The sequence below is a fragment of the Sulfuricella sp. genome, from assembly GCA_041651995.1.
Lineage (GTDB): Bacteria > Pseudomonadota > Gammaproteobacteria > Burkholderiales > Sulfuricellaceae > Sulfurimicrobium.
Genome location: JBAZID010000001.1, coordinates 800391 through 826907, shown reverse-complemented (window position 1 = coordinate 826907; position 26517 = coordinate 800391). Strand labels below are relative to the sequence as shown.

30 protein-coding genes are annotated in these 26517 nt (G+C 57.6%); 23 read left to right on the top strand and 7 right to left on the bottom strand.

What is annotated here, in order from left to right; all coding sequences use genetic code 11:
* Positions 1 to 165 precede the first annotated feature (165 nt).
* The 7 genes from pilM to WC392_03935 are packed head-to-tail and all read left to right on the top strand — an operon-like array spanning position 166 to position 6566.
* Positions 166 to 1062 (top strand): pilus assembly protein PilM, encoded by an 897-nt coding sequence (gene pilM / locus WC392_03965; GenBank protein MFA5241516.1) that lies wholly within the window; start codon positions 166 to 168, stop codon positions 1060 to 1062.
* Positions 1059 to 1697: a fimbrial assembly protein gene (locus WC392_03960; protein ID MFA5241515.1), complete on the top strand. Its 639-nt coding sequence runs from the start codon at positions 1059 to 1061 to the stop codon at positions 1695 to 1697. Before pilM ends, WC392_03960 begins: the two co-directional genes overlap by 4 nt.
* Positions 1694 to 2374 carry a type II secretion system protein GspM gene (gene gspM / locus WC392_03955; GenBank protein ID MFA5241514.1) on the top strand — a complete coding sequence of 227 codons (681 nt, stop codon included), beginning with the start codon at positions 1694 to 1696 and terminating at the stop codon, positions 2372 to 2374. The genes WC392_03960 and gspM overlap by 4 nt, the downstream gene beginning before the upstream one ends.
* Entirely contained in the window at positions 2359 to 2769 is a 411-nt protein-coding gene (locus WC392_03950) for a hypothetical protein (protein ID MFA5241513.1), read from the top strand. The genes gspM and WC392_03950 overlap by 16 nt, the downstream gene beginning before the upstream one ends.
* Positions 2769 to 4607: a pilus (MSHA type) biogenesis protein MshL gene (gene mshL, locus WC392_03945; GenBank protein MFA5241512.1), complete on the top strand. Its 1839-nt coding sequence runs from the start codon at positions 2769 to 2771 to the stop codon at positions 4605 to 4607. The genes WC392_03950 and mshL overlap by 1 nt, the downstream gene beginning before the upstream one ends.
* 21 nt (positions 4608 to 4628) lie before the next feature.
* On the top strand, positions 4629 to 5486 hold the full coding sequence (locus WC392_03940; GenBank protein MFA5241511.1) for an AAA family ATPase: 858 nt from the start codon (positions 4629 to 4631) through the stop codon (positions 5484 to 5486).
* A 9-nt stretch (positions 5487 to 5495) separates the two neighbouring features.
* On the top strand, positions 5496 to 6566 hold the full coding sequence (locus WC392_03935) for a tetratricopeptide repeat protein (GenBank protein ID MFA5241510.1): 1071 nt from the start codon (positions 5496 to 5498) through the stop codon (positions 6564 to 6566).
* Between the two features lie 172 nt (positions 6567 to 6738).
* Here WC392_03935 and WC392_03930 read toward each other — a convergent pair whose 3' ends face one another.
* The gene (locus WC392_03930; protein ID MFA5241509.1) at positions 6739 to 7404 is read right to left on the bottom strand and encodes a ComF family protein; all 666 of its coding nucleotides are present in this window, start codon (positions 7402 to 7404) and stop codon (positions 6739 to 6741) included.
* A 100-nt stretch (positions 7405 to 7504) separates the two neighbouring features.
* Here WC392_03930 and WC392_03925 point away from each other — a divergent pair, with 100 nt between their 5' ends.
* From WC392_03925 to ccoS, 16 genes are all read left to right on the top strand, one after another.
* Complete coding sequence (locus tag WC392_03925; GenBank protein ID MFA5241508.1) at positions 7505 to 7894, top strand: hypothetical protein; 390 nt, start codon at positions 7505 to 7507, stop codon at positions 7892 to 7894.
* Entirely contained in the window at positions 7887 to 8858 is a 972-nt protein-coding gene (gene bioB / locus WC392_03920; protein MFA5241507.1) for a biotin synthase BioB, read from the top strand. The genes WC392_03925 and bioB overlap by 8 nt, the downstream gene beginning before the upstream one ends.
* 114 nt (positions 8859 to 8972) lie before the next feature.
* The gene (gene bioF, locus WC392_03915) at positions 8973 to 10142 is read left to right on the top strand and encodes an 8-amino-7-oxononanoate synthase (GenBank protein ID MFA5241506.1); all 1170 of its coding nucleotides are present in this window, start codon (positions 8973 to 8975) and stop codon (positions 10140 to 10142) included.
* Complete coding sequence (gene bioH, locus WC392_03910; GenBank protein ID MFA5241505.1) at positions 10139 to 10900, top strand: pimeloyl-ACP methyl ester esterase BioH; 762 nt, start codon at positions 10139 to 10141, stop codon at positions 10898 to 10900. Before bioF ends, bioH begins: the two co-directional genes overlap by 4 nt.
* Positions 10897 to 11781 carry a malonyl-ACP O-methyltransferase BioC gene (bioC, locus tag WC392_03905; GenBank protein ID MFA5241504.1) on the top strand — a complete coding sequence of 295 codons (885 nt, stop codon included), beginning with the start codon at positions 10897 to 10899 and terminating at the stop codon, positions 11779 to 11781. Before bioH ends, bioC begins: the two co-directional genes overlap by 4 nt.
* Entirely contained in the window at positions 11778 to 12470 is a 693-nt protein-coding gene (bioD, locus tag WC392_03900; protein ID MFA5241503.1) for a dethiobiotin synthase, read from the top strand. The genes bioC and bioD overlap by 4 nt, the downstream gene beginning before the upstream one ends.
* A gap of 69 nt (positions 12471 to 12539) precedes the next feature.
* Entirely contained in the window at positions 12540 to 12995 is a 456-nt protein-coding gene (locus WC392_03895; GenBank protein MFA5241502.1) for an Rrf2 family transcriptional regulator, read from the top strand.
* Between the two features lie 6 nt (positions 12996 to 13001).
* Complete coding sequence (fnr, locus tag WC392_03890; protein ID MFA5241501.1) at positions 13002 to 13766, top strand: fumarate/nitrate reduction transcriptional regulator Fnr; 765 nt, start codon at positions 13002 to 13004, stop codon at positions 13764 to 13766.
* 305 nt (positions 13767 to 14071) lie between these two features.
* Positions 14072 to 15520: a cytochrome-c oxidase, cbb3-type subunit I gene (gene ccoN, locus WC392_03885; GenBank protein ID MFA5241500.1), complete on the top strand. Its 1449-nt coding sequence runs from the start codon at positions 14072 to 14074 to the stop codon at positions 15518 to 15520.
* 68 nt (positions 15521 to 15588) lie between these two features.
* Complete coding sequence (ccoO, locus tag WC392_03880) at positions 15589 to 16332, top strand: cytochrome-c oxidase, cbb3-type subunit II (protein ID MFA5241499.1); 744 nt, start codon at positions 15589 to 15591, stop codon at positions 16330 to 16332.
* A gap of 13 nt (positions 16333 to 16345) precedes the next feature.
* Positions 16346 to 16531 carry a CcoQ/FixQ family Cbb3-type cytochrome c oxidase assembly chaperone gene (locus WC392_03875; GenBank protein MFA5241498.1) on the top strand — a complete coding sequence of 62 codons (186 nt, stop codon included), beginning with the start codon at positions 16346 to 16348 and terminating at the stop codon, positions 16529 to 16531.
* Positions 16531 to 17448 (top strand): cytochrome-c oxidase, cbb3-type subunit III, encoded by a 918-nt coding sequence (ccoP, locus tag WC392_03870; GenBank protein MFA5241497.1) that lies wholly within the window; start codon positions 16531 to 16533, stop codon positions 17446 to 17448. Before WC392_03875 ends, ccoP begins: the two co-directional genes overlap by 1 nt.
* A gap of 72 nt (positions 17449 to 17520) precedes the next feature.
* Positions 17521 to 18948, top strand: a complete 1428-nt coding sequence (gene ccoG, locus WC392_03865; GenBank protein ID MFA5241496.1) for a cytochrome c oxidase accessory protein CcoG — start codon at positions 17521 to 17523, stop codon at positions 18946 to 18948.
* Between the two features lie 21 nt (positions 18949 to 18969).
* Positions 18970 to 19761 (top strand): FixH family protein, encoded by a 792-nt coding sequence (locus WC392_03860; protein MFA5241495.1) that lies wholly within the window; start codon positions 18970 to 18972, stop codon positions 19759 to 19761.
* On the top strand, positions 19758 to 22175 hold the full coding sequence (locus WC392_03855; protein ID MFA5241494.1) for a heavy metal translocating P-type ATPase: 2418 nt from the start codon (positions 19758 to 19760) through the stop codon (positions 22173 to 22175). Before WC392_03860 ends, WC392_03855 begins: the two co-directional genes overlap by 4 nt.
* Positions 22176 to 22188: 13 nt before the next feature.
* On the top strand, positions 22189 to 22374 hold the full coding sequence (gene ccoS / locus WC392_03850) for a cbb3-type cytochrome oxidase assembly protein CcoS (protein ID MFA5241493.1): 186 nt from the start codon (positions 22189 to 22191) through the stop codon (positions 22372 to 22374).
* Between the two features lie 219 nt (positions 22375 to 22593).
* Here the strand turns inward: ccoS and rpoH are convergent, their stop codons facing one another.
* From rpoH to WC392_03820, 6 genes are all read right to left on the bottom strand, one after another.
* The gene (gene rpoH / locus WC392_03845; GenBank protein ID MFA5241492.1) at positions 22594 to 23445 is read right to left on the bottom strand and encodes an RNA polymerase sigma factor RpoH; all 852 of its coding nucleotides are present in this window, start codon (positions 23443 to 23445) and stop codon (positions 22594 to 22596) included.
* A gap of 160 nt (positions 23446 to 23605) precedes the next feature.
* On the bottom strand, positions 23606 to 23920 hold the full coding sequence (locus WC392_03840; protein MFA5241491.1) for a CcdB family protein: 315 nt from the start codon (positions 23918 to 23920) through the stop codon (positions 23606 to 23608).
* Complete coding sequence (locus tag WC392_03835) at positions 23920 to 24168, bottom strand: type II toxin-antitoxin system CcdA family antitoxin (GenBank protein MFA5241490.1); 249 nt, start codon at positions 24166 to 24168, stop codon at positions 23920 to 23922. The genes WC392_03840 and WC392_03835 overlap by 1 nt, the downstream gene beginning before the upstream one ends.
* Before the next feature lie 131 nt (positions 24169 to 24299).
* Positions 24300 to 25382, bottom strand: a complete 1083-nt coding sequence (locus tag WC392_03830; protein MFA5241489.1) for a porin — start codon at positions 25380 to 25382, stop codon at positions 24300 to 24302.
* A gap of 438 nt (positions 25383 to 25820) precedes the next feature.
* Positions 25821 to 26186 carry a type II toxin-antitoxin system VapC family toxin gene (locus WC392_03825; protein ID MFA5241488.1) on the bottom strand — a complete coding sequence of 122 codons (366 nt, stop codon included), beginning with the start codon at positions 26184 to 26186 and terminating at the stop codon, positions 25821 to 25823.
* Entirely contained in the window at positions 26180 to 26392 is a 213-nt protein-coding gene (locus WC392_03820) for a ribbon-helix-helix domain-containing protein (GenBank protein ID MFA5241487.1), read from the bottom strand. Before WC392_03820 ends, WC392_03825 begins: the two co-directional genes overlap by 7 nt.
* Positions 26393 to 26517: the final 125 nt, after the last annotated feature.

The window sequence follows — 26517 nt, the reverse complement described above, 5'->3', positions numbered from 1 at the left end:
CGGCCAATTTGCAGCACCAGGCGGAGCGCTAATTTATTAAGGATGCATGGCGTAAATATACAATTGACAACAACGACTTATTGATTTAACTTCGAGCCAATTATTAAAATTCGTGGATTTATGTCTTTTTTGACCAGAAAAAAACAGGAACCAGGCTGGATGGCCATGCAGTCCTCCCCCGCGGGAGTGTGCCTGGTTCATGTGCGCCGGGTAACGGGAGACAGGCCACTGGTGACGCTTTGCGCCATTTCACCGGAGAGCGGGGTGAACGTGGCCGTGCTGGAGCGGCTGGTAAAGGAGCATCAGCTTAACCGCTACAATGCGAGTTTCCTGCTGAATTTTGGCGAATACCAGTTGTTGGTGGTGGAAGCGCCCGGCGTTCCCGCCGCCGAGCTCAAAACGGCGGTGCGCTGGCGCATCAAGGATATGCTGGATTTTCCCGTGGATGATGCAACCGTGGATGTGATCGATATCCCCGCCGGCAAGAATGCACAGCCGCGCAATCGTTCGCTGTATGCCGTGGCAGCGCGTAATGAGGTGATCAGGCAGCGCATGGAAGATTTTGATGCCGCCAAATTGCCCGTGAGCGTGATTGATATCCCCGAACTGGCGCAGCGTAATATTGCCAGCCTGCTGGAGGATCAGGGACGCGGCATCGCCTTGTTGTCCTTCGACGAAAGCGGCGGACTGCTGACTTTCTCGTTTGAAGGCGAGCTGTATTCGTCGCGCCATATTGACGTTTCGCTGTCGCAGCTTAACCAGCCGGATAGTGAACAGCGGCAACGCCAGTTCGACCGCATTACGCTGGAACTGCAACGTTCGATGGACAGCTTCGAGCGCCAGTTCAGTTTTATCACCATCAACAAGCTGGTGTTGGCGCCCTTGCCTCCGGAGGTCAATCTGGAAGCCTATCTGGCAAGCAATCTGTATCTTCCTGTCTCTACCTTGAATCTGGACGAGATATTTGATTTCTCCACGGTTTCAGGTGTGGGGCCGCATCTGCGCTTGCAGTGCTTTCAGGCCCTGGGTGCTGCATTGCGCACGGAAGGCGTAGCGCAGTGAGCCAGCAGATCAATCTCCTCAATCCCGCCTTTCGCAGACAGCGCGAATGGTTTACTTCGCGCATGCTTGTTCAGGCACTTGCGGCGCTGGTGCTGATCATGGCGGGCGTGTATGGCTATCAATACCGGCAGGTGGCGCTTCTGAACGCGCACATCAAAAATGGCATCACCACGCTGGAGCAGGATCAGGCCCGGCTGGCCAAGGTGGCTGCCGAGCATGCGCCGCGCCATAAAAATGCGGCGCTGGAAATGCGGGTGGTGGAAATGGAACAGCAACTCAAAGGTGAAGAGGCCGTTCTGGCCGTGCTGCAAAGCGGCAGCTTGGGCAACACCGAGGGCTATTCCGGCTATATGCGCGCTTTTGCGCGCCAGACCGTGAATGGACTGTGGCTGACGGAATTCGGCATCAAGGGCGCAGGCAAGGAAATGCGCCTGGGGGGGCGGACATTGCGTCCGGAACTGGTGCCGGCTTATATCCAGCGGCTGAACCAGGAAGCGGCGACCCAGGGCCGCGCCTTTGCCGCGCTGGAAATACAACAGCCGAAGGTGGAGGCTGACTCTGGCGATAAGCAGCCGAAAGTGCCAAATTACCTGGAATTCAGGCTACATTCCAGCATCGGCGAGGAGGTGAAGTGAAGCAATACTGGGAACGCTATGCCGCGCTGCTTGATGCCCGTAATCCGCGTGAACGCGCCCTGATTTTTTTCATGGTGCTGGCGGTGGTGTGGAGCCTGCTCAGTGTCATGTTGCTGGACCCGCTGGTGGCAAATAGGAAGCGCCTGAATCAGGAGGCAAGTCAGCAGCAGGTACAAGTGCAGGAATTGCAGGCCCGGATCGAGACTGTTCTGAGCGTTGGGCGGATAGACCCCGATGCGGCTACCCGTGTCAGGATGGCGGGGCTGAAGCAGAAGCTGGAGCAGAGCCGGGTTGCGCTGCAAAACGTGCAGCAGAGCCTGGTGCCGCCGGAAAAGATGGCGCGTCTGCTGGAGGATGTGCTGACGCAAAACCGGCATTTGAAGCTCGTATCGCTCAAGACTTTGCCAGTCAGTGATGTGTTGGAGATGCTCCCTGATGCGGTGGCGCCTCAAGCCAGGGAGAAAAAACCAGCCGGCCCGGTGATTTTCAAGCACGGAGTGGAAATCACGGTGGCTGGCAGTTATGCCGAACTGACGCAATATCTCGAAACAATGGAAAAACTGCCATGGCGGATGATCTGGGGGAAGGCTGAAATGCGGGTGGAAGAATACCCCCTCGTCACCCTGTCAATTACGCTGTATACGCTGAGTATGGATAAAACATGGTTAAGCGTGTGAGAACAATGTTTGTTGCGCTTGCGCTGGGCGTGTCAACTCAGGTTTTGGCGGTCGAGGCACTGCCCGATCCAACCCGCCCCCCGCTGGAGGCGAGCGTGGAAGCCTCCGGCATGGCAGTTGTTAGCACTGGCCCGGTGCTGCAGTCCGTGATGATTCGTCCGGGCCGCCGGGCGGCCGTGATCAGCGGCCAGCTGCTGGCTGAGGGTGAGCGTTTTGGCGACAGCAAACTGATCAGGGTAAGCGAGGGAGAGGTGACCCTTGCCGGACCGGGAGGCCGACAGACACTTAAGCTTTTTCCCGGAGTGGAAAAACAGTTTGTCCGTCCCCCGCGGGAAAAAACGCGGAAACGTGGTAACAACCAGTCAAAACGTAACTCTGAGCAAAAGGCATCGTAATGCGGACAGTATATTTCGGGCTTCTGATTCTGGCCTTGTCGGGCTGCGCCTCCCAGGCAAGGCAAGGCGCTACATTTGATCAAATCAATGCCGAGCTGGCCAAGGCGAGCCAGGATAGAGCCAAAGTGGTTCAGAACGACGCTTTGGGGGCGGCTCTGCTGCCGCCGCTCAGGGTCGAGATGCCCCACGCAGGCGGCAAGCCACTGGAGCAGCGGTTTGATCTGGTGGTCAATAACGCGCCAGCCAGCCAGGTGTTCATGGGAATTGTGCACGGCACGCGTTACAGCATGCTGGTCCATCCGGACGTGACGGGTTCCATCTCGGTCAATCTGAAGGACGTGACGGTATTCGAGGCGCTCGACGCCGTACGCGAAATCTATGGTTACGAATACAAGGTGGATGGATCGCGCGTTTACATTCAGCCGCTGGCCATGCAGACCCGTCTATACAAGGTGAATTACCTGGTCGGGCAGCGGATGGGCGGCTCGGATACGCGAGTGCATTCAGGTTCCATTACGGGCGCGCCAGCGGCCTCGGGGACTTCGTCAACGGGCGCAACCTCCACTTCCAGCGGTGGCTCATCTTCATCACGCGACAGCAGCACTATTTATACCTCGACGCGTAATGATTTCTGGGGAGATATCGAAGATTCGGTACGTACCGTGATTGGCTGCAAGATGCCGGCCCGCACGACCAGCGGGGGTGCCGCGGCAGGGAGAACTGAAACGGTCTCCAGCCGTGGCGTGGAAGGCTGTGACGGTGGCCGCAGCGTAGTCATCAACCCTCAATCCGGAGTGGTGCTGGTGCGTGCGATGCCATCCGAGTTACGCGATGTGTCGACATTCCTGAATACCTCGCAGCTGTCAGTTGAGCGTCAGGTGATTATTGAAGCCAAGATTCTTGAAGTGGAGTTGAGCGATGGTTTCCAGGCCGGGGTGAACTGGGCGGCTTTCAGAACCGGTTCGAATGCCCGCCTTTCCAGCGGGACCCTCTCGCCGGGGACGGTCTTGCAGACCGATGGTTCCCTGGCGACAGGGGCGAGTGCGATTGATACGGTTGCGGGAACCTATACGAGCCCCATCCTGAGCGCGCTTCCCGGCGTGAACATGGTCACCAACCCCAGCAATATCAGCGGCCTGTTCGGCCTGGCATTCCAGACCAGCAATTTTGCCGCCCTGATCCAGTTCCTCGAAACCCAGGGCAATGTGCAGGTGCTTTCCAGTCCGCGCATCGCCACCCTGAATAATCAGAAAGCAGTGCTTAAAGTGGGCACGGATGAGTTTTTTGTGACCAATGTGACAACCACCACCACAACGGGCACATCCACTACCACCACGCCTTCGGTGACCTTGCAGCCTTTTTTCTCCGGCATCGCGCTGGATGTGACGCCGCAGATCGATGAAAGCAGCAACATTACCCTGCATATCCACCCTTCGGTCAGCAAGGTGACCACGGTCAACAAGGTGGTTGATCTGGGATCGGCCGGCTCGATCATCCTGCCGCTGGCCTCCAGTAATATTTCCGAGACCGACAGCATCGTGCGTGCCCGGGATGGCCAGATTGTCGCCATTGGCGGCCTGATGAAACTGACAACCAGTGATGACCGCTCGCAAATGCCGGGCGCAGGTGATATTCCTGTACTGGGTAACCTGTTCCGTAATACCAGCCGCGCGACAGTCAAGCGGGAGCTGGTGATTCTGCTCAAGCCAACGGTCATCCAGAGCGATGCCAGCTGGCAGCAGGATATTCTCGACAGCCAGCGCCGTGTCCAGGGCATGAGCCGAACCACTGCTGGCGACCTGACGGGAACAGCCGCTTCCGGGGGAGCCGGAAAGTGATCGTGCCACGCCGCGTCTGACATGTATCAGGCGCATTTTGGCTTTGCTGAGCCCCCCTTTGGCATCACCCCCGATACCAGTTTCTTTTTCGCCTTCACCCGCTATCAGGAAGCGCTCAACACCCTGCTGGTGGCGGTCCATGGCGGCGAAGGCTTCATCAAGATCACCGGCGAGGTAGGGACGGGGAAGACCCTGTTGTGCCGCAAATTTCTGGCCAGCATGGGCAACGATTTCGTCACTGCCTACATCCCCAATCCTTATCTGGAACCCCGCGCCCTGCTGATGGCGGTGGCGGAAGATCTCCATATCACGGTGGATTTGATGGCGGATCAGCACCACCTTCTCAAGGCGCTGACTTTAGGCTTGATGAATTTTGCACGCGAAGGCAAGCGAGTGGTGCTGTGTCTGGACGAAGCCCAGGCGATGCCGCTGGAAACGCTGGAAGCCCTGCGCCTGCTTACCAATCTCGAAACCGAAAAACGCAAGTTGCTGCAGATCGTACTGTTCGGCCAGCCGGAGCTGGACGACAAGCTGGAGCAGGATTCAATACGCCAGCTCAAGCAGCGAATCAGCTTTCACTATCGTCTGGGTGAACTCGGGCGCGCCGAGCTGGAAGCTTATGTCAAGCACAGGCTTGCCATTGCCGGGTATGCGGGAGAAACCCTCTTCACACGCAGCGCGATGCGCCATCTCTTTCGCGCCAGTGGCGGTGTGCCCAGGCTGGTCAATATTCTTGCCCACAAGGCATTGCTGCTGACGTATGGGCAGGGCAGGATGCAGGTTGAGGCTCGGCATGTCCGCGCTGCTGTAGCGGATACGCCAGCAGCTCGCCGCCTGGGTTGGTGGTGGCTCATGCCCGGGCGGACAGGGCGGAAATAAGGAAAACGGATGAGTCTGATCAATCAAATGTTGCAGGATCTCGAACAGCGCAAGGCGGATGGCGCTGCAACAGCCGCCCAGGTACGCGCGGTAGGCCGCCCCGCAAGATCCTCGTTTGCGCCTTGGGGCTGGTTGCTTTTCATGCTGCTTGCGGCGGCAGGGGGTGCTTACTGGATTTTCGGCATGCCGGCTGATAAAAGCATCCAGCCAGCCCCTTTGCCGGCGCTGGAGAGCGTGCCGGAAATAGCCACTCCGCAGCCGGTGCCGCAGCCGGACTATGCGCCATCGGTATTGCAAGCAACTTCCGAGCTGAGTCTCTTGCCCTCCACCGCGCCAGCCGAGCCGGAAACAAGAGCCGCTGCCTCCGCCGTGGCCCCCCCGGCCAAAGCGGAAGTCTTGCCTGCCCCTGTAGTGGAAAAGCCGCAGCCGGTCGTGGCTGAAATAAAAAAACCGGCCCTTACCGTGGAGCCGTCCCAGGCTGCCGGCATCAACAAGGAAGTTCGCCAGCCCAATCCACAACAGCGCGCTGAAAATGCCTATCGGCAGGCGTACGCCGCCTTGCAGCATGGCCGCATGGGCGAAGCGGAAGAAAGCTTGCGGCAAGCGTTGCAATTCGAGCCGCGTCATGCCGCCGCGAGGCAGGCGCTGGCGGCATTGCTAGTGGAGTCGCGCCGCCTGGAGCGCGCTGAGCAGGTGTTGCAGCAGGGGCTGGAACTGCAGCCGGGAAATACCGGATATGCCATGACCCTGGCGCGGATTCAGGTGGAACGGGGCGATGTGGCCGCAGCCCTGGCAACCTTGCAGCGTAACCCTCCGGCCAGCGAAAACGCGGAATACCATGGTTTCCTGGCCGCACTGTTGCAGCGCAGCGAACGCCACAAGGATGCCATCGATCATTACCTTGCCGCACTGCATTCCAATCCCGATGCCGGCCCGTGGCTGCTGGGGCTGGGTATTTCGCTGCAAGCGGACGGCCAGCCCGCCAAGGCCGTGGAGATCTTCCGCCGCGCCCGCCAGAGCGGTTCGTTGTCGCCGGAGTTGCAGGCGTTTGCAGAGCAGAGGCTGAGGGCTTTGCAGTGAATGGTGAGCGGTAAGCAGTAAGCAGTAAAACCGGGTTCGGCGTGTTTTAATTTTCCGCTCACCGCTCACCGCTCACCGCTCACCGCTCACCGCTCACCGCTCACCGCTCACCGCTCACCGCTCACCGCTCACCGCTCACCGCTCACCGCTCACCGCTCACCGCTCACCGCCTTTAGGGCAGCGTCCGCGCCACCACCCAGGCACTGATTTCCACCGCGCCCTGTTTTTGCAGGGTGAGGGCCAGTTCATGCAGGCTGGTGCCCGTGGTCATGACGTCGTCCAGTATCGCCACATGCTTTCCGCTCAAGTCTTCAGAGCAGGAAAAAGCGCCGCGCACGCTTTTTGCCCTTTCCTTCCATGGCAGGCCCACTTGAGGCGGTGTGGCGCGGATGCGTCCGGCGCCCTGGGCGAGGAGTGGAAGATCAAGCTGCCCGGCCACGACCTTCGCCAGCTCCAGCGCCTGATTGAAGCCTCGTTCGCGCAGGCGGGATGGATGCAGCGGCATCGGGATCAGCACATCAGGGCGGGGGGCGGATTGGACGCGTTTAGCCAGCTCGGCGCCCAGCATGGGTGCAAGGGCGAGCTGATGCCGGTATTTCAGTTCCTGTACCAGTTCATCCAGTGGAAATTCGTAACGCAGCGCTGCAATCGCTCGATCAAACGCGGGCGGCTTATTCAGGCAGTGGCCGCAGGTCATGCCATCCATGCTGGGCAGGGCGCAGCGCGGACAGAGCGGGCCTCGATGCCAGGGCAGGCTGGCGTGGCAGGCCGGGCAGAGCATTTCATCGCTGCCCGCGGCACCGCACAGCAGACAGCGATGAGGCAGGATGAGCTGCATAATATTTGTGCAGCTGTTCAGAATGGATGATCTATAATTTGACAAGTCTGCTGTAATCTCTGATTATGCGGGCCATTTTATCATTCGCGCAGACTTCGGCATGGACCAGAAAAAGATCATCAGTGCTGCCCAGCAGCGCATTTCAGCCCGGATATTCAACCTCGCCAGCATGATCGCGATACTGTTCCCGCCCCTGCTGATGATCTGGATCGGCGCCTCGATTTTTGCCTACGCTTCGGTAGCCCATCATCCCAATCCCAAGGTGGTTCACTATAACCGTTTTGCCGGCTATCGCTTTTACGGTGTGACGGGGGCCATGGTGGTATTGGGTCAGCCGATTTATGGCTTATTCAATAATTGGCATGGCCTGCTGGCAGTCTGGGCGGTTCTCGCACTGGTTGTTCTTCCCTGGGGCATTCGTGATCTGTTGAGGGTGCAGCGGGAAAACTGGCAAGACATGGACATCATCGAGGTAAACACACATGAATAATGCAGCAGAGCTGAAGCACCTGGCCAAGTCGCCCTGGACCGTGGCGGAAATCGAGAGCCTGTTCGCGCTGCCGTTCAGCGACCTGGTATTCAAGGCGCAAACGGTACACCGCGAACACTTCGACCCCAATGAAGTCCAGGTGAGCACGCTGCTTTCCATCAAGACCGGCGGCTGTTCCGAGGATTGCGGCTACTGTTCGCAATCGGCGCACCACGAAACGCCGGTCGAGCGCGAGCCGCTGATGAAGCTGGACGAGGTGATTGCCGCAGCCGCCAAGGCCAAGGAAACGGGGGCCACGCGCTTCTGCATGGGCGCCGCCTGGCGCGGGCCGAAACAGAAGGACATGGAGCCGGTGCTGGAAATGGTGCGCGCGGTCAAGGCCATGGGGCTGGAAACCTGCGTCACCCTGGGCATGCTCAAGGAAGAGCAGGCGCAACAGCTCAGGGATGCCGGGCTCGACTACTACAACCACAATCTCGACACCGCGCCGGAATTCTACGGCCAGGTGATTACCACCCACACCTACCAGGACCGCCTCGATACCCTGGGCCGGGTGCGCAAGGCCGGCATCAAGGTTTGCAGCGGCGGCATCATCGGCATGGGCGAGTCGCGCACCCAGCGCGCGGCCCTGATCGCCCAGCTGGCGAACCTGGACCCGGTGCCGGAGTCGGTGCCGATCAACATGCTGGTGCAGGTTGAAGGCACCCCGCTGAAAAAGGCGGAAAGCCTGGACCCGCTCGAATTCGTGCGCACCGTCGCGGTGGCGCGCATCACCATGCCGGAGAGCCTGGTGCGGCTTTCTGCCGGGCGCGGCGAGATGGCGGACAGCGTGCAGGCGCTGTGCTTCCTGGCCGGCGCCAATTCGATTTTCTACGGCGAAAAGCTGCTCACCACCGGCAACCCGGACACCGATTCCGACCAGGCGCTGTTCAACAAGCTGGGCATCCGCGCCATGGCGGCGTGAGAGGGCGATATTTACCGCAAAGGACGCGAAGGTACGCAAGGGAAAGCGAATGTCCTACTTCGCGTACCTTTGCGTCCTTTGCGGTGAGAAAGACATTACCCAATCTGAACGAACATGCTTTTTTCATATCTTGCCGCTGAGCTGAAACAAAGAGAAGCAGATGGCCTGCTGCGCCGCCGCCGCATGCTGGAAAGCCCGCAGGGCGCCCGGGTGCGGGTGGATGGGGCGGATCTTCTGTCCTTCTGCAGCAACGATTATCTTGGCCTTGCCAACCACCCGGCGCTGATCGAGGCCGCCTGCCGTGGAGCGCAGCAGTTTGGCGTGGGCGCCGGCGCATCCCACCTGGTGACCGGGCACACACTCGCACATCATCAACTGGAGCTGGAGCTGGCGGCATTTGCCGGCTTGCCCGCGGCTCTGCTGTTTTCCACTGGCTACATGGCCAATCTTGGCGTCATTACCGCGCTCATGGGGCGCAATGACGTGGTTTTTGCCGACAAGCTGAACCATGCTTCCCTGAACGACGCGGCGCAGCTTTCCCGCGCCCGCTTCAAGCGTTACGCGCATCTCGACCTGGCCATGCTGGAAAGCCAGCTGGCCGCATCGAGCGCGCGCCGCAAGCTGGTGGTGAGCGACGCGGTATTCAGCATGGACGGCGATCTGGCGCCGCTGCCGGAACTGCTGGCCCTGTGCGAAAAATACGATGCCTGGCTGCTGCTCGACGACGCCCACGGCTTCGGCGTGCTGGGAAAAACCGGACGCGGCATTCTCGAACATTTCGCTTCACCTTTCACCGTTCACACTTCACGCCTCATCTACATGGCCACGCTGGGCAAAGCAGCCGGGGTGTCCGGGGCGTTCGTCGCGGGCGCGCGGGAGCTGATCGACGGGCTGGTGCAGAACGCGCGCGCCTACATCTACACCACCGCCACGCCGCCCATGCTGTCCGTGGCCCTGCGGGAAAGCCTGCGCATCATCGCAGATGAAGACTGGCGGCGCGAGCGGCTGGCACAGCTGATCGCCCAGCTGCGCAATGGACTGAAACCGAAGCGCTGGCAGCTCATGCCGTCGGAAACACCGATCCAGCCCCTGCTGATCGGCTCCAGCATGGAAGCCATGGCAGTGAGCCAGGCCTTGCAGGAAAAAGGCATTCTGGTACCGGCGATTCGCCCCCCGACCGTGCCGCAAGATACCGCGCGGCTGCGCATTTCGCTTTCCGCCGCGCACAGCCGGGAAGATGTCGGACTGCTGCTCGATGCCCTGCATCAACTGGAGCAGCAATGAGCCTGCATGTTGAGATTACGGGCGCGGGGCCGGATCTTGCCCTGATCCACGGCTGGGGCATGCATGGCGGCATCTGGGACAGCGTGTGCGCCGATCTGGCGAAGAATTTCCGGGTGCATGCGCTGGATCTGCCGGGCTACGGCGGCAGTGCAACATGCCAGCCTTACAATCTGGCTGCCCTGGCGCAGGCGGTGGCCGAGTCCCTGCCGTCCGGAATCCATGTCATCGGCTGGTCGCTGGGCGGGTTGGTGGCGCAACGTTGGGCGCTGGATCAGCCGCAGCAAGTTCAACGCCTGATGCTGGTGGGATCCTCGCCCTGTTTTGTGCAGCGCGGTGACTGGGGCAATGGCATTGATCCGCTCATTTTGCAAACCTTCGCCAACGATCTGGATCAGGACTACGCCGGCACGCTGCTGCGTTTCCTGTCCTTGCAGGCACGCAACGGCGAGGGGTTGCGCACGGTCATGAAATACCTGCGCGTCAATCTTTTTTCCAAGGGACGGCCCAGTGCCGAGGTGCTGAAAGCGGGGCTGAACGTGCTGCTCGATACGGACCTGCGCAATGAAGCGGGTAATTTCAAAATGCCGCTGGCGATTTTGCATGGTGAGCGCGACACACTTGCCCCGGTGGCGGCCGCGCAGTGGATGGGAACCCGGGTCGAAGGGGCACGGCTGGACGTGATTCCGGGCTGTGCGCATGCGCCTTTCCTGTCTCACCCTGAAGTTTTTATGCGGGTGGCAAAGGAGTTTTTTCAGTGACGGATGCTTTTCTGATAGACAAGAGCCAGGTGCGCCGTTCCTTCGAACGGGCGGCGGCAAGCTATGACCAGGCCGCGGTCTTGCAGCGCGCGGTGGCCGACCGCATGGCGGAGCGCCTGCAATTTATCAAGCATCATCCACTGGCCATTCTCGATGCGGGCTGCGGGACCGGCTACGCACGCCCCTTGCTGCAGGGACATTATGCCGATGCACGGCTGATTTCCCTGGATCTTGCTCTCGGCATGCTGCGCGTGGCTCGCGGCGTGCGGCCTTGGTGGCAAAAAATGTTGCCCGCAAAATCCGCTTCCACTTACATCTGCGGCGATCTTGAAGCCCTGCCGCTGCAATCGGGCAGCGTGGATATGTTGTGGTCAAGTCTGGCGCTGCAGTGGTGCAATGATCTGGATGCGGCCTTCGGCGGCATGCGCCGCGTGCTGGCGCCAAACGGCTTGCTGATGTTCAGTACCTTCGGCCCGGACACGCTTGGGGAACTGCGCAATGCATTCAGCCAGGCCGACGGTTACAGCCATGTCAGCCGCTTCCAGGATATGCACGATATCGGCGATGCCCTGATGCGGGCAGGGTTTGCCGATCCGGTCATGGATATGGAGCACTTCACCCTGACCTACGATACGGCATCCGGGCTGATGCGCGATCTCAAGGCGCTGGGCGCGCATAACGCAACCCAGGGACGGCGCCAGGGGCTGGCGGGCAAAAGCGCGTGGAAGCGCATGGAAGCCGAATACGAAAAGCTGCGTCAGGATGGCAAGCTCCCCGCCACCTATGAAGTGATCTACGGCCATGCCTGGGCGCCGAACCAGTTGCCCGACGGGCGGCAGGTGGTTCAGATGCCGTCGCCGCGCCAGCGGGGAAGACGATGAAGCCTGACGCTTCGGCCAAGGGCATTTTTGTAACCGGAACGGATACCGATGTTGGCAAGACCCTGATTTCCTGCGCCTTTCTGCATGCCTTTCGCCTCGCCGGAAAGACTGCGCTAGGCATGAAGCCGGTCGCCGCCGGCTGCGAAATTCAGCCTCAAGGTTTGGTGTGCGGTGACGTAACGGCACTGTGCCGGGCCTCTGGCGTGCAGGCGCCCGTTGAATGGGTCAACCCCTACGCCTTTGAGCCCCCCGTGGCGCCTCATATTGCAGCTGAAGAGGCTGGCGTCACCATTGATCTGGAACGTATCCGCGAGGCATTTATGATGCTGGCCGAATACGCCGGGATAGTCGTTGTCGAAGGTGTTGGCGGTTTCAGGGTGCCCTTGAGTTCGCACCAGGACGGTGCTGATCTGGCTCGTAAACTGGGCTTACCCGTGGTGCTGGTTGTTGGCATGCGACTGGGATGCCTGAATCATGCCCTGCTCACGGTGGATGCCATTCGCGCACAGGGCCTGACGTTCGCCGGCTGGGTGGCTAATCGCATTGATCCGGAAATGGCGTGTTTCGAGGCGAATCTGGAGGCTTTGCGGCAGCGTCTTGGGGCGCCGCTGTTGGGCGTGGTGGAGCACTGGGCTGCGCCGGACCCTGCCAGAATCGCGCAAAGCCTGCTTTTGCCCGAAATTGGGTAGTAGTTTCCCGCGAATTCAGGATGGCGCCATCCTTTACAAATTTATGGATTGCGGCATAATAAAGCGGCCATGATACTCTCCCGAACCAGTCAATATGCCATACAGGCGCTGATTTACATCGCTACCCAACCGCGTGGCGAGCCTGTGCTCAATCGTGAAATTGCCGCCCACCTGGGTGTCCCCTCCGCCTATCTGGCAAAAATCATGCAAAACCTGTGCAAGGGCAATCTGCTCTATTCCTTTCGCGGCCGGCTGGGTGGATTTTGCCTGCGCGAGGAAGCAGAAAAAACCGACTTGATGCAGGTGCTGGTGCTGACAGAGGGCAAGGGCTTTACCGATGATTGCGTCCTGGGCCTGAAGGTGTGCAGCGACGAAACCGCGTGTCCCATGCATGTGCGCTGGAAGCCAATCAAGGAAAAGGTTGTCAGCATGTTGCACGAGCAGACCCTGGAAAAGCTGGCTATTGCCGTGCAAAGTGGTAAATATCGGATTACCGACCTCCCCCACGCAGTGCTTGGCACCTAGCTTGCCATGCTCGCTTTCAGCTCCCCCCTCAAGCGAGTCAAGATTAGCAAGGCTGCGGAACAGTCAAGCACCCCTGTCGCCTGTACGGATTGCGGGATCTACAACCTTTGCTTTGCCGTGGGCGGGGATACAGACCTCAGCGTTCTTAATACGCTGGTGAAAAGCCGTCGCACCTACAAGCGCGGCGACCCCATTTTTTCTGTAGGCGAGCCTTTTCGAGCGGTATTCGCAATTCGCAGCGGGTCTGTGAAAACTTCCGTGTTGACCGATGATGGACGTATCCAGGTAACCGGTTTTCATATTTCCGGAGAGTTGATAGGCCTTAACTCTCTGGTTGCCAATCGCTATAACAGTGAGGCGCGCGCTTTGGAGGCCACCAGCGTATGTGAGGTTCCGTTCGAGCGCTATGAAGAACTGGTGGCGCAAGTGCCGGGGCTTCAGCAACAGATGCTCAGAATCATGAGCCAGGAAATTAATCATCACCAGGAAATGATGTTGCTGCTGGGGAAAAAAAGAGCTGAAGAGCGGCTTGCCAGCTTCCTTGTCAATCTGTCCCTTCGGCTCAAATACCATGGCCAGCCAGCAGAAGAGCTTAAGCTCAGCATGTCGCGTAGCGATATCGGAAACTACCTGGGTTTGGCGGAAGAGACTGTGTGCCGCGTAATTACACGTTTTGAGGAAGAATCCTTGATAGCCACCCAGCGGCGCATCGTGCGTCTAATCCAGCCGGACCGGCTGCAGAAATCTCAAGAGGCGGCCCCGCCGTCTTGAAGTAAGGCCTCAGACTGCGCCTTCAGGGCGCATCTTTTGTGCGACATGCCAAAAATAACCCAACAAAGTTGACATTGGTCAGTGTTTTCTTGGGCGTTTCCCGCTATATTGACGGGCGATGTACGTCCAGTATGCAATGTGATTGGCGTGTCAGTTCTACGGTTGCACTTACTAAGAGATGTCGAGGCCAGGCGAGACATAACGCTTGGCCTTTGTCTTGCCTGCCGGGCGGTTTGCCGGACTGGAAGGTCGACGCGCCACACTGGTGATGTTGTGGCTCGCTTCAAAAACAAAAGGAGAAGGTTATGGCGGCAGTTGGCGTCGCGGGTACCGAGCAATATAACTTCGATATTGTCCGGAAATTTACGATCATGGCCTTGGTCTGGGGTGCGGTTGGCATGCTCGTGGGTGTGTATATCGCCTCCGAGCTGGCGTGGCCTTTCCTGAATTTCGACCTGCCCTATATCACGTTTGGCCGTTTGCGCCCGGTGCATACCGGCGCCGTGATTTTTGGCTTCGGTGGCAGCGCTCTGTTCGCCACTTCCTACTATGTGGTGCAGCGTACTTGTCAGGCACGCCTGTTCGGCGATGGCATGGCGAGCTTCACGTTCTGGGGATGGCAGGCCGTCATCGTGCTGGCCGCGCTGAGCTACGTGATGGGTTACAGCCAGGGTCGCGAATACGCGGAGATGGAATGGCCGATCGATCTGCTGATCGAAGTGGTGTGGGTGACTTATCTGATCGTCTTCGTGGGTACCCTCATGAAGCGCAAGCAGCCGCACATCTACGTGGCCAACTGGTTCTATCTGTCCTTCATCCTGGCGACTGCCCTGCTGCATACCTTCAACAACCTGTCGGTACCGGTAAGCCTGTTCACCCTCAAGTCCTACAGCCTGTTCGCCGGCACCCAGGATGCAATGACCCAGTGGTGGTACGGCCATAACGCGGTAGGCTTCTTCCTCACCGCGGCCTTCCTCGGCATGATGTACTACTTCGTGCCCAAACAGGCCGGCCGCCCGATCTATTCCTACCGCCTGTCCATCGTGCACTTCTGGGCGCTGTCTTTCCTCTACATGTGGGTGGGCGCGCACCACCTGCACTGGACTGCGCTGCCGGACTGGACTTCCACCCTGGCCGCAACCTTCTCCATCATGCTGTTGCTGCCCTCATGGGGCGGCATGATCAACGGCATCATGACCTTGTCCGGCGCCTGGGACAAGCTGCGTACCGACCCCATCATGCGCTTCATGATCGTGGCGCTGTCGTTCTACGGCATGTCCACCTTTGAAGGTCCGATGATGTCGCTGAAGGACGTGAATGCGCTCTCCCATTACACCGACTGGACCGTGGGCCACGTGCACTCCGGTGCGCTGGGCTGGGTGGCGATGATTTCCTTTGGCTCGCTTTACCACCTCATCCCCAAGCTATGGGATACCAGGATGTACAGCGAAAAGCTGATCAATATTCATTTCTGGCTGGCGACCATCGGCACCCTGCTGTACATCACCGCGATGTGGATCTCGGGCATCATGCAGGGTCTGATGTGGCGCGCTTTCGATGACTTCGGCAACCTGCAGTACTCCTTTGCCGAGTCCGTGGCGGCAATGCATCCTTTCTACGCGATGCGTGCGATTGGCGGCATGTTCTTCCTGACCGGCATGTTGCTGATGGTGTTCAATACTTATATGACCATTCGTCAGAGCAAAGGCCAAGTCGCGGAAGTGGACGTGAACCCTGCCAGGGCGGCTGCATAAGTTAGCATCGGGAGCAGGCGGACGGCACTGCCGGCCGCCTGGAGCAATGGAATTAAGTGAGAAATAATATGTTCAATTTCAAACACGAATGGATTGAAAAAAACGTCGGCCTCATGCTGATCGCGACCATGATCGCCATCAGTATCGGCGGACTGGTCGAAATCGCACCGCTGTTCTTCATCAAGGAGACAGTGGAAAAAGTGGACGGAGTGCGCCCCTACACGCCTCTGGAGTCTCGTGGACGTGACATTTATGTGCGCGAGGGCTGCTACCTGTGCCACTCGCAGATGATTCGCCCGTTCCGTGACGAAGCACTGCGTTATGGACACTACTCGCTGGCGGCGGAATCCAAGTATGACCACCCGTTCCAGTGGGGCTCCAAGCGCACCGGACCGGATCTGGCGCGCGTGGGCAAGAAATATTCCAACGACTGGCATGTGCAACACCTGATCGATCCGAAATCCATGGTGCCGCCTTCCGTGATGCCGCGCTACCCGTGGCTGATGACTACCGCGCTGGATTATTCCGATATGGCTGAACGGCTCAAGGCGCTGCGCCAGGTTGGCGTGCCATACTCACTGACGCAGGGCGAGTACGATAGAAACGTCAAGGACTTTGGCGCCGATGTGGCTCAAACGCTGCATATCCCGGATGCCCAGAAGAACTTGATTGCCCAGGCTCAGGCGGGCAATTTTGACGGGGACCGCGGCAATGTCAGCGAGATGGATGCGTTGGTGGCCTACTTGCAGGTGCTGGGCACCATGGTGGATTTCAGCAAGTACGATAACGACGAATTCGTCAAATTCCGTTAATTAAGGTGGTTAGATGGAATGGTTGCAGTGGTTTTCCAGGGATGAAAATACCAAGCCGCTCGCGCTGGTAATATTTTTTGTCACTTTCTGCCTGGTTCTGATTTATGTGTTTGGCAGCAAGAAGCGCGGCGAGCGCCTGGAATCTCACAAGGACATACCATTCCTCGATGAGGATTCGGATACAAAGGAAGCGAAATAATGAGTCAGCAAAAACCGCAAACCGTACAAACTACCGGCCACGTATGGGATGACAACCTGCAGGAGTACAGCAATCCGCTGCCTTCCTGGTGGTTGATGGGGTTCTATGCCACGGTAGTCATCTCCATCATCTACTGGATGATTTATCCCGCATGGCCAATCGGCAAGCAGTTCACCACCGGGTTCGGCTCGGTCACCTACGTCAACAACAAGGGTGAGGAGAAAACCTCGCACTGGAATACCCGCGCACAGTTGATGAAGGATATGAACGAAGCCGAACAGATGCAGAAGCCCTATTTTGACAAGGTGACTGCCACTCCCTTCGAGCAAATCGTCAAGGATCCCGAACTGACCAGCTTTGTCAATTCGGCTGGTAAGGCGATTTTCTCAGACAATTGCGCGCCGTGCCATCAGGCGGGCGGGCAGGGGAAAATGGGTTTCTTTCCCAATCTGACCGACGACGACTGGCTCTATGGCGGCTCGCATGAAAAGATTCAGGAAACCATTGCCAAGGGCCGCAACGGCTACATGCCGGCCTTCAAGGAAGTGCTGAACAACGAGCAGCTGGATAATCTGGCGCATTATGTCGCTTCGCTCTCGGGTGAGAAGGCGGACGCCGCCAAGGTGAAGGCCGGTGATGCACTGTTCCACGGCGATGCCGCAGCTTGCTATTACTGCCACGACAACAACGGCAAGGGGCGTCAGGCCATCGGCTCCGCAAATCTGACCGACAAGATATGGCTGTGGGCGGATGTTCAGGCTCAGGAAAATGCCGGGAAGAAAGTTGAGGTAATACGGCAGGTGATTGCCAACGGGCTGAACCGCGGCGTCATGCCGGGCTGGGAGGCGCGTCTCAAACCCGAGCAGATCAAGCTGCTGACTGCCTACGTGCATGGCCTGGGTGGCGGAGCCAAGTAATTAATATTAGGAAATCCTGATATAATATTGGGCCCGCCTAGAGCGGGCCCTTGTCTTTTCAGGAAAACGGACATGGCAGATCACGAACCCTCCACGCTTTATCAGAAACGCATCCCCATTTTTCCCCGTTCGGTCAAAGGAAAGTTTCGTACTTTCAAATGGTTGACCCTGGCGGTTGCGTATGGCGTCTATTTTCTGTTGCCCTGGCTGCCCTGGCAGCGTGGTCACGAGGCACCGTCGCAAAGCGTGTTGTTCGATCTGCCGGGGCGCAAATTCTATCTGTTCGACCTGGTTGTTTACCCTCAGGATATTTTCTGGCTTTCCCTGCTGTTGTTTATCGCCGGAGCGCTGCTGTTTTTCGTGACCGGCCTGATCGGGCGCGCCTTCTGCGGTTATTTCTGCTTCCAGACCCTGTGGACGGACGCATTCATGGCGATCGAAAAATTCATCCAGGGTGAGCGGCCTGCGCGCCAGCGCCTTTACAAACAGCCGTGGAATGGCGAGAAAATCCTCAAAATATCGTTCACCCACGCGCTGTGGCTGCTGCTGGCGTTCTGGACCGCGCTGACCTTTGTGCTGTATTACGGTTATGCGCCCGACCTGTTCGTGCGTTTCATGACCGGGAAGGCGCCGAGCGTGGCCTACTTCACGGTTCTGGTGCTGACTCTCACCACCTATATTGCCGCCGGATGGGCGCGCGAGCAGGTGTGTCTCTATATGTGCCCTTATTCGCGCTTTCAGGGGGTGATGTACGATCCGGAAACCCTTGCGGTTGCCTATGACAGCCATCGCGGGGAAGGCGGGACGGGCCGGGCGGTTCCACGCGCCGGGCTGAGAACGCGGGAAGAGCGCAACGCCAGCGGCCATGGCGATTGCATCGATTGCAAGCTGTGCATCCAGGTTTGCCCGACCGGGATCGACATACGCAAGGGCTTGCAATATCAGTGTATCGCCTGCGGCTTGTGTATTGATGCATGCAACAACATGATGGATTCCATGGGCTATCCGAGGGGGTTGATTCGCTATGATTCAGAGGCGAACCTTGAATTGGCGGCGCCTGCCCAGCCAAAATTACACTGGAAACGTCTCAAAATCATAGGCTGGGGGGCCGCTCTGTTATTCATGACGGCTGCGCTGATCAGCAGCATAGGCAATCGCAGCAGTATAGACGCGGCTGTGCAGCAGGTGCGCCAGCCGCTATTCGTGATGCTTTCGGATGGAAATATACGTAACCGCTACCAGGTTCGCATCACCAACAAGTCGGTTGAGGATGAGGTGTACGCAATCAGTGTGAAAGGCGTGCCAGAACAGGCGCTGGACGTGGGTAATTTCAGTGAAGTGAATGTGCATGCCGGAAAGAGCCTGATCATTCAGGCTGGCGTCTCCCTGCCGCCGAAGGTGGCGGAATATACGCATAATTTCGAGTTTATTGTTACCCCCAAAGGCAACCCAGAGAATGCTTTGCACCTTGAAACACGATTCGATTTCAAACACGAATAAAACCATTAACGAGATCTAAAAATGTTTCAGACTCTCTTTGGCGGCGCATTACTGATCATTGTCCTGTATTACGTGCTGCGCGCATTTGGCGTCAGCAACTACTGGCGAGGCGTAATCGGCGGAACCGTGTCTGTAACCGCCTATCTCGCGCTGAGCATCAGGCAGTGGCCGGGGGGAGATGTGGTTTCCATGCACATGGCTGTGTTTCTTGCCACTGCAACAGTTCTCACGCTGATAGGCGGCCGTAAGCCGGGCGCTGCAAAAAAACTGCACTGGGGTCCAAAGCTGATTATCGGGTTCTTTCTGTTGCTGTTCGTTATAGATGGCGGATTGTTGCTGATTTCAGGCCAGGGCGTGCCACCCTCGGTGGCCAAATGGCTGCTGCCCGAGCCCGAAAAGAAATCGGCAAACCCGCCCCATACCGCTTTTTCCGGCGTGGTGCAGCATGACGAGGAAGCCGCCAAGACGATCAATCAATTCATGAAGGCTGCGGAAAAACAGCGCAAGCTGGGCTGGGAAATCACCATTGCCGGCCTTGACGAGATTGCCCGGGGACGCCCGCTTGCCGTTTCGGTGATCGCGCATGAAGCCGGGAAACAGCCGCTACGCGGCGCCACTGTCAAACTTGCCATTGTCCGGCCTGGACTGGCGCAACCGGAACAACTGGCCGATCTGCTTGAGACGGCCCCTGGTGTTTATCGTGGAGAATTGACGCTGAATTTGCCGGGGATGTGGGTGGCAGCGGTTCAGTTGCAACGTGACGATGACCGCTTTGAGCTGCAACGGCATATTGAAGTCTCCGCGGCACAATGAGCGGTGACGGCACATGTTTTCACTGCGGCCTGCCTCTGCCGCAAGGTGTTGATTACCCGCTAGAAATTGAAGGTCAGATGCGGGCGTTATGCTGCCGGGGGTGTCAGGCGGTAGCTCAGGCCATTGTCGAAAACGGGCTGCAGGAATATTACCGCCATCGTACGGCCATGCCATCGACCGGGCATGAACTGATCCCCGCCGAGCTGAGCAAACTTGCGCTCTACGATCACCCCGAAATCCAGAAAAGCTTTGTTATCGAGGACGCGCCCCACATCAAGCAGGCATCGCTGATTCTCGAGGGCATCACTTGCGCCGCCTGTGTCTGGCTCAACGAGCGGCATCTCCAGCAACTGCCCGGGGTCAAGGCGGTTCAGGTGAATTATGCCAACCATCGTGCCCGTATCAGCTGGGATGAACGGGAAATCCAGCTCTCCCGGATTCTCAAGGAAATCCAGCTTCTGGGCTACAACGCCCATCCCTACAATGCCCTGCAGCAGGAAGAGCTGCGGCGCAAGGGGCGCAGCCGGGATATACGGCGCATCGCGGTTACCGGGCTTTCGGCGGCACAGGTCATGATGCTGGCTGTTGCGTTGTATGCCGGTGCTTCGCTGGGCATGGATGTGGACACCGCCAATCTGCTGCGTTACGTCAGTCTGGTGCTCACGCTGCCAGTATTCCTCTATACCGCGGTGCCCTTTTATGTCAGCGCCTGGCGGGCAATGAAATCCGGCCACCTCAACATGGATGTTCCGGTGAGCATTGCGATCATCACCGCCTTTGCCGGAAGCGTGTGGGTCACCCTGCAAGGCGAAGGTCTGGTGTATTACGATGCCATAACCATGTTCGCCCTGTTTCTGCTTTCAACCCGTTTCCTTGAGCGCAATGCACGGGAGAAATCTGTTGAAGCCACCGAAAATTTGCTCAAGCTGGTTCCTGCCATGTCCCTGCGCCTCCGCGCTGGCAAGCAAGAGGCGGTGGCCGTGCTCGACCTGGTGGAGGGCGACATTATCCTGGCCAAACCGGGTGAGGCGATTGCCGCGGATGGCGAAGTGGCCGCCGGCATCAGCAGCGTGGACGAGGCTCTGTTGACCGGCGAAAGCCGTGCCGTTCCCAAGGGAATGGGTGACCCGGTCATCGCTGGCAGCATCAATCTCGATGGACCGCTCGAAATACGCGTGACCGGGACCGGAGAAAACACGGTTCTGGCCGGAATTGTGCGGCTCCTCGACCGGGCAGTAGCGGAAAAGCCGCGTCTGGCTCAGCTTGCGGATCAGGTGGCCGGGCGTTTTACCTATGTGCTTCTGGCTCTGACGCTGGTTGTCGCGCTTGCCTGGTGGTGGCACGATCCTGACCGGATTCTGGAGATCGTGCTGGCAGTCCTGGTGGTTACCTGTCCCTGCGCACTCTCCATTGCAGCTCCGGCTGCTTTTGCGGCGGCTGGTTCGCATCTGCTCAAACAGGGGATCCTGCTCACCCGCGGCCATGCGCTGGAGACCCTGGCCAAGGTGACGCATGTCGTATTTGATAAAACCGGCACGCTGACTTTCGGCAAACCCAAACTGCTTCGGGTGCTGCCATTCGGCAGGCTGGATACGCACGCCTGTTTGCGCATGGCTGCCAGCCTGGAGCAGGCCTCGGAACATCCCCTGGCCCAGAGTTTCCTCGAACAGTTAAGCAGGAATGAATTGCACCCGGTCACGGAAGCGCAGAATTTTCCCGGGAAGGGCGTTGCAGGGCTGATAAGCGGGCATCGTTATACCTTGGGCAACCGACTGCTGTCCGGCTTGACCCAGGCACAACAGGAGCCCGCCATGGATGTGGCGGCCGGAGCGACGGTGGTATGGCTTTGTGATGAAGTCGAGCTGCTTGCAGCCTTCGAGCTTTCGGACGAATTGCGGCCGGATGCCATCACCTTGATAGAAACACTGAAAACCCAGGGTTTGGGTGTGTCCATACTGAGCGGCGACTCGAATGCAGCCGTGCAGCATTTTGCAGCCAGGCTGGGGATCACGGAATATCGCGGCGCGCAGCGCCCCGAGGACAAACTGGCAGCCCTCAAGGCGTTACAGGCCGGAGGCGGGGTGGTGGCGATGGTGGGCGATGGGGTCAACGATGCGCCGGTATTGGCTGGGGCGGATGTTTCCCTGGCCATGGGTGGCGGCACACAGGTCGCCCGTGCCAGCAGCGATATTGTGCTGCTGTCTGAAAAACTGCCCGACATCTGGCGTGCACTGCAGGCGGGCCAGGCGACTTTGACGGTAATGCGGCAGAATTTCATCTGGGCGGCAGGATACAATTTTCTGGCCTTGCCATTTGCCGCAATGGGTTATATTCCTCCCTGGCTGGCGGCGCTTGGCATGTCGGTCAGTTCGCTGGTTGTGGTGCTGAATGCGCTGCGCCTGCGGCAAGTATGAGAGAATAAATCACATGAATTCTATCCTGATATTCCTGCTGGGCCTGGCTGGATTTATGGTCATCATTGCCGGCATTGGTATTTTCTGGGCTATCCGGAGCGGGCAGTTCGAAGATATGGAAGGTCCCGCGCAGCGCATCCTGATGGACGATGACGACCCCAGGATTCCACGCAGGGCATTGAAAAAAGACGATAAATGAATTAAAATTGCCAAAAATCAACCGGAGAATGCGCAATGGCAAACCTGTTTAGCAAAGAAAATCTGCCGATGACTGTGGTCATCGCCCTGATCGTCTGGTCCTGGATCAGTTTCCTGTCCGTAATTCTGGCCTGACCCGGAAAACACCTAAACAAAAACGGCGCCGTGAAAATACGGCGCCGTTTTTGTTTGGGCGGCTGCAACCGCAGCCAGGGCTGGATCAGTTTTCTCCGATCAGCACTTTCATCTTTTGCATCGCTTTCTGCTCGATCTGGCGAATGCGCTCGGCAGACACCCCGTATTCCGCTGCCAGATCATGCAGGGTCAAGCCGCCATCTTCCCGCAGCCAGCGGGCTTCAATAATACGGCGACTGCGATCATCGAGACTGGATAGCGCGGCACTCAGGCCTTCACTATGGCGCCGTGCTGTATCGTCCTGCTCAAGCTGAACGGCAGGCTCCGCGTTGGGGTCAACCAGGTAGGAAATCGGGCTGAAACTATCATCCTCATCAGAATTGTTGCCTTCCAGGTTGATATCCTTACCGGTAAGGCGGGTCTCCATCTCGACCACTTCCTCCGGTTTGACGCCTAACTGGCGTGCCATGGTCTGCACTTCATCATGGTTCAGCGTGCCCAGATTCTGTTTCAGGCTGCGCAGATTGAAGAACAGTTTTCGCTGTGCCTTGGTGGTGGCAATCTTGACCAGACGCCAGTTGCGCAGGATGAATTCGTGGATTTCAGCCTTGATCCAGTGCACGGCAAAAGAAACCAGGCGCACGCCACGGTCTGGATCAAAACGTTTGACGGCCTTCATCAGGCCAATATTGCCTTCCTGAATCAGGTCCGCCTGCGGCAGGCCATAGCCGAGATAGCCGCGAGCGATGCTCACAACCACGCGCAAGTGCGACATCACCAGCATGCGCGCAGCTTCCACATCGTTGTCATGCTTCAGGCGCATGGCATAGTCATGCTCCTCTTCAGGCGTCAGCAGGGGCACGGCCCTGATGGATTGAATATAGCTTTCCAGGCTGGCCGCTGAGTTGGGAACGGGAATGGCAAGAGCATTGGTCATAAATTGATCTCTCCTTAACACTGATATCTTAGCACTCGACGAATGAGAGTGATAGTACAGTAAAAAGTTCAAGTATTAAAGCAGTTGTTTTACGGTAGGTCGGACTAAAGCTCAACAAGTTCATGCTTTAATCCCTGTTGACGCGCCGCAATGCCAGAGATCAAAACCCGCTAAACAGAAAATCCAGCGCGGCAATAATCTCATCCCGTCTATGCGCCAAGGACAATACTCTATCGCCAAGCAGGCGAGAAGGCACGCCAGCCAGTTCGGCCGTCGACATCACAAGCGCGACGCCTTCGATTTCGACAGGCGGATTCAGGAATTTTGCCGCCTTGCCCATCTCGCTCGTCAGCACCAATGGGATAACGATCCGGGTGGCAAGAGGCTCCAGCATGTCGGACTGGACGTCCAGCAGAAAAGGGATCATGGCGCGAGATGCCGGATTGGAGTTTCGGTAAACATCGAACTGCGCCATCAGAAAGTCCGCAATCCGTCACTAAAAACGCCATTGTGTTCAATACGCTGATTATAAGCATCAATTGCTTCGTGATTTTCCGCCAGCCAATTCTTCTGGAAAGACTCTCGGAGATGCTCGGCAAGACGCTGTTCCAGCAATTGTGACAAATTGATATTGAGCGCCTTGGCCTGCAACAGCAATGACTCGTTGATGCTCAGATTGGCGGGTCTCTTTTTTGCGCTGAGATCGTACAAATTCATACGCATGAATAAATCCTTAATGGTGTTCGATGCGTATATATTATGCGCATCAAGCATGCAAGGCAACGCCCAAAAAAACGGGCGCCGAGGCGCCCGTTTTAAGCTTCAGACTTCAGACCGGACTAGCCGGCCGGAAATTAGAATGCGTGCTTCAGACCCAGTGAGAGGCCAGCGGAGTTGTCGCCGTTGGCAAAAGTTGCTGGCTGGTCACCATGACCGCCACCGAATGCGCTAAAGGCCTTGGTGTTGTCATCGTTGTTGGTGCGAGCATAGGCTACATAGGTAGTCGTACGCTTGGACAGGGCATAATCCGCACCCACAACAATCATGTTGGCGCCAGTCTCGGAAGCATCGTTCACATCGCCAGCCTTGTAGTATTGACCTTTGATGGTGGTAGCGCCGATCTTGTACGCAGCACCCAGACCCCAAGTGGTACGGTCAGCGCCATCTACAGCACCCAGATTGTCCGCTTTCTGATACAGGGCGGTCATCTTGGCATCGCCGAAGCTGTAGCCACCAACCAGACGCCATTGCTTGGGATCAGCATCGGTGCCGGCAACATTGTGCCTTTCATAGCCAAGACCAACCATCACAGGACCGTTTTCGTACATACCCAGAGCGCTGGTGGCTTTGGTAGAACCTTCTTCAGTGAAGTTGGAATCGTTGTTGGTAACGTAAGCGATCGCGCCGTGGAAACCACCCATGGTTGGGGAAATGTAGGCAATCACGTTGTCTGGACGCAGGTCGCCGATACCGCCGACAGTAATCAGGTTACGCGAATCACCGATCTGGTCGCCGAACAGGTCTGCCTTACGGCCTACGATTTTCAACGGGGTGTCATGACGACCTACGATGGCTGTACCAAAGTTGCCAGACAGACCGAGAAAGCTGTTGCGGTTAGCCCAGGAGTTGCTGATAGGGGTGAGGGTGGTGGTGCCGGTTACGGTGCCAGTAGCTGAGGAGGTGTTGCTGGTGTCGCCCATACCGAATTGGGTTTCCAGTTGCCAAATGGCTTTCAGGCCATTGCCCAGATCTTCATTGCCTTTGAAACCAAGGTAGGAAGAGTTGCTGGAAACGTTGGTTTCACGGTTATTGCCATCGTCCAAGCTGTCAACGGACATGTGCAAGGAGCCATAAATCGTTACGTTGCCGGAATCGGCCATTGCAGCAGCAGGAGCCAAAGCGGCAGCGATTGCCAGTGCCAGAAGTTTCTTGTTCATATGATCTCTCCATTAAGAGTTGAGTTTTAGAGTTGCTTAGTAGCCCGGTTACCCGGTTTACTTAACCTCTCTGTTGAGAAGTTGGGCCCATTCTTGCAAATAGTCAAAGCTGCTGGCAAGGCAAATTTGGGATTTGCGCAACATCCGGAGGTATTGTGTGGTTTTTGTGCAACACTCTTTGGGTGAGGGGTGAGGGGTGAGGGGTGAGGGGTCATGAAAGATCGTATATGAGGGGCGAGGGGGCTTACTACATAAAGTAGGTCGGGCTTCAGCCCGAAATTTCGGGCTGAAGCCCGACCTACGATTTAATGGATCATTTGGCTTGAACCCGGATTATCCATTAGGGCCAAAATATAGTTGTAGGAGCGGCGCCCTCGCCGCGATTCGCGCCGGGGGCGGCGCTCCTAATCTACGAGCATCCCAATGAACAATCTGGGTTTAAATTTGATATGGAATACGCACACCCGGCTCGTCATGCGAAAAATCCTTCGTGTTCCGCGTGACCAGTATGCGTCCATTTACCTGGGCCGTCGCCCAAACGACTGCGTCAGGCAGTTTAATTTTATGTTTTTTTCTGAGCACGACAGCGACACCGCTCACGCGGTCTTCAATGGGCAGATTGACGAATCCATTCAGGAAGTTCCGCACAACCCCCTCGGTTTCGGGGGTTGCACCTACCATGACCTCCATCCAGGTAACCAGGCTGATAGCCCGGTCAGCGTATCTGCCAAGCTCGGTTTTTGCCTGCTCGATGCCATTCAGATAGTCGATCAATATATTGGTGTCAAACAGGACTTTTACCATTCGGACCGAGCCTGTTCCTGGTAGGCCACCCCATCCACCTGGCGGTTTTTCCAAAGACCGAACACATCAGCGGATTCGGTTTTTTTATTTTCAAGATAAGCGGAAATGGCGCGTCTGATTATTTCGGCACGAGAAACTTTCTCTGCCGCGCAAATATCCGCCAAATCATGAACTTGTTTTTCTGGAATATCGACCAGTGTACGCATTGCATCCTCCTTGATGCCTGATATATGCACTATATATCAAAACCGGCCTTTGCAGGGCTCCTGTGCTCGGCTGACCTGGCTAGGTGTCAGCCTGACATGTCGGCATGAATGCCGACCTACGGTTG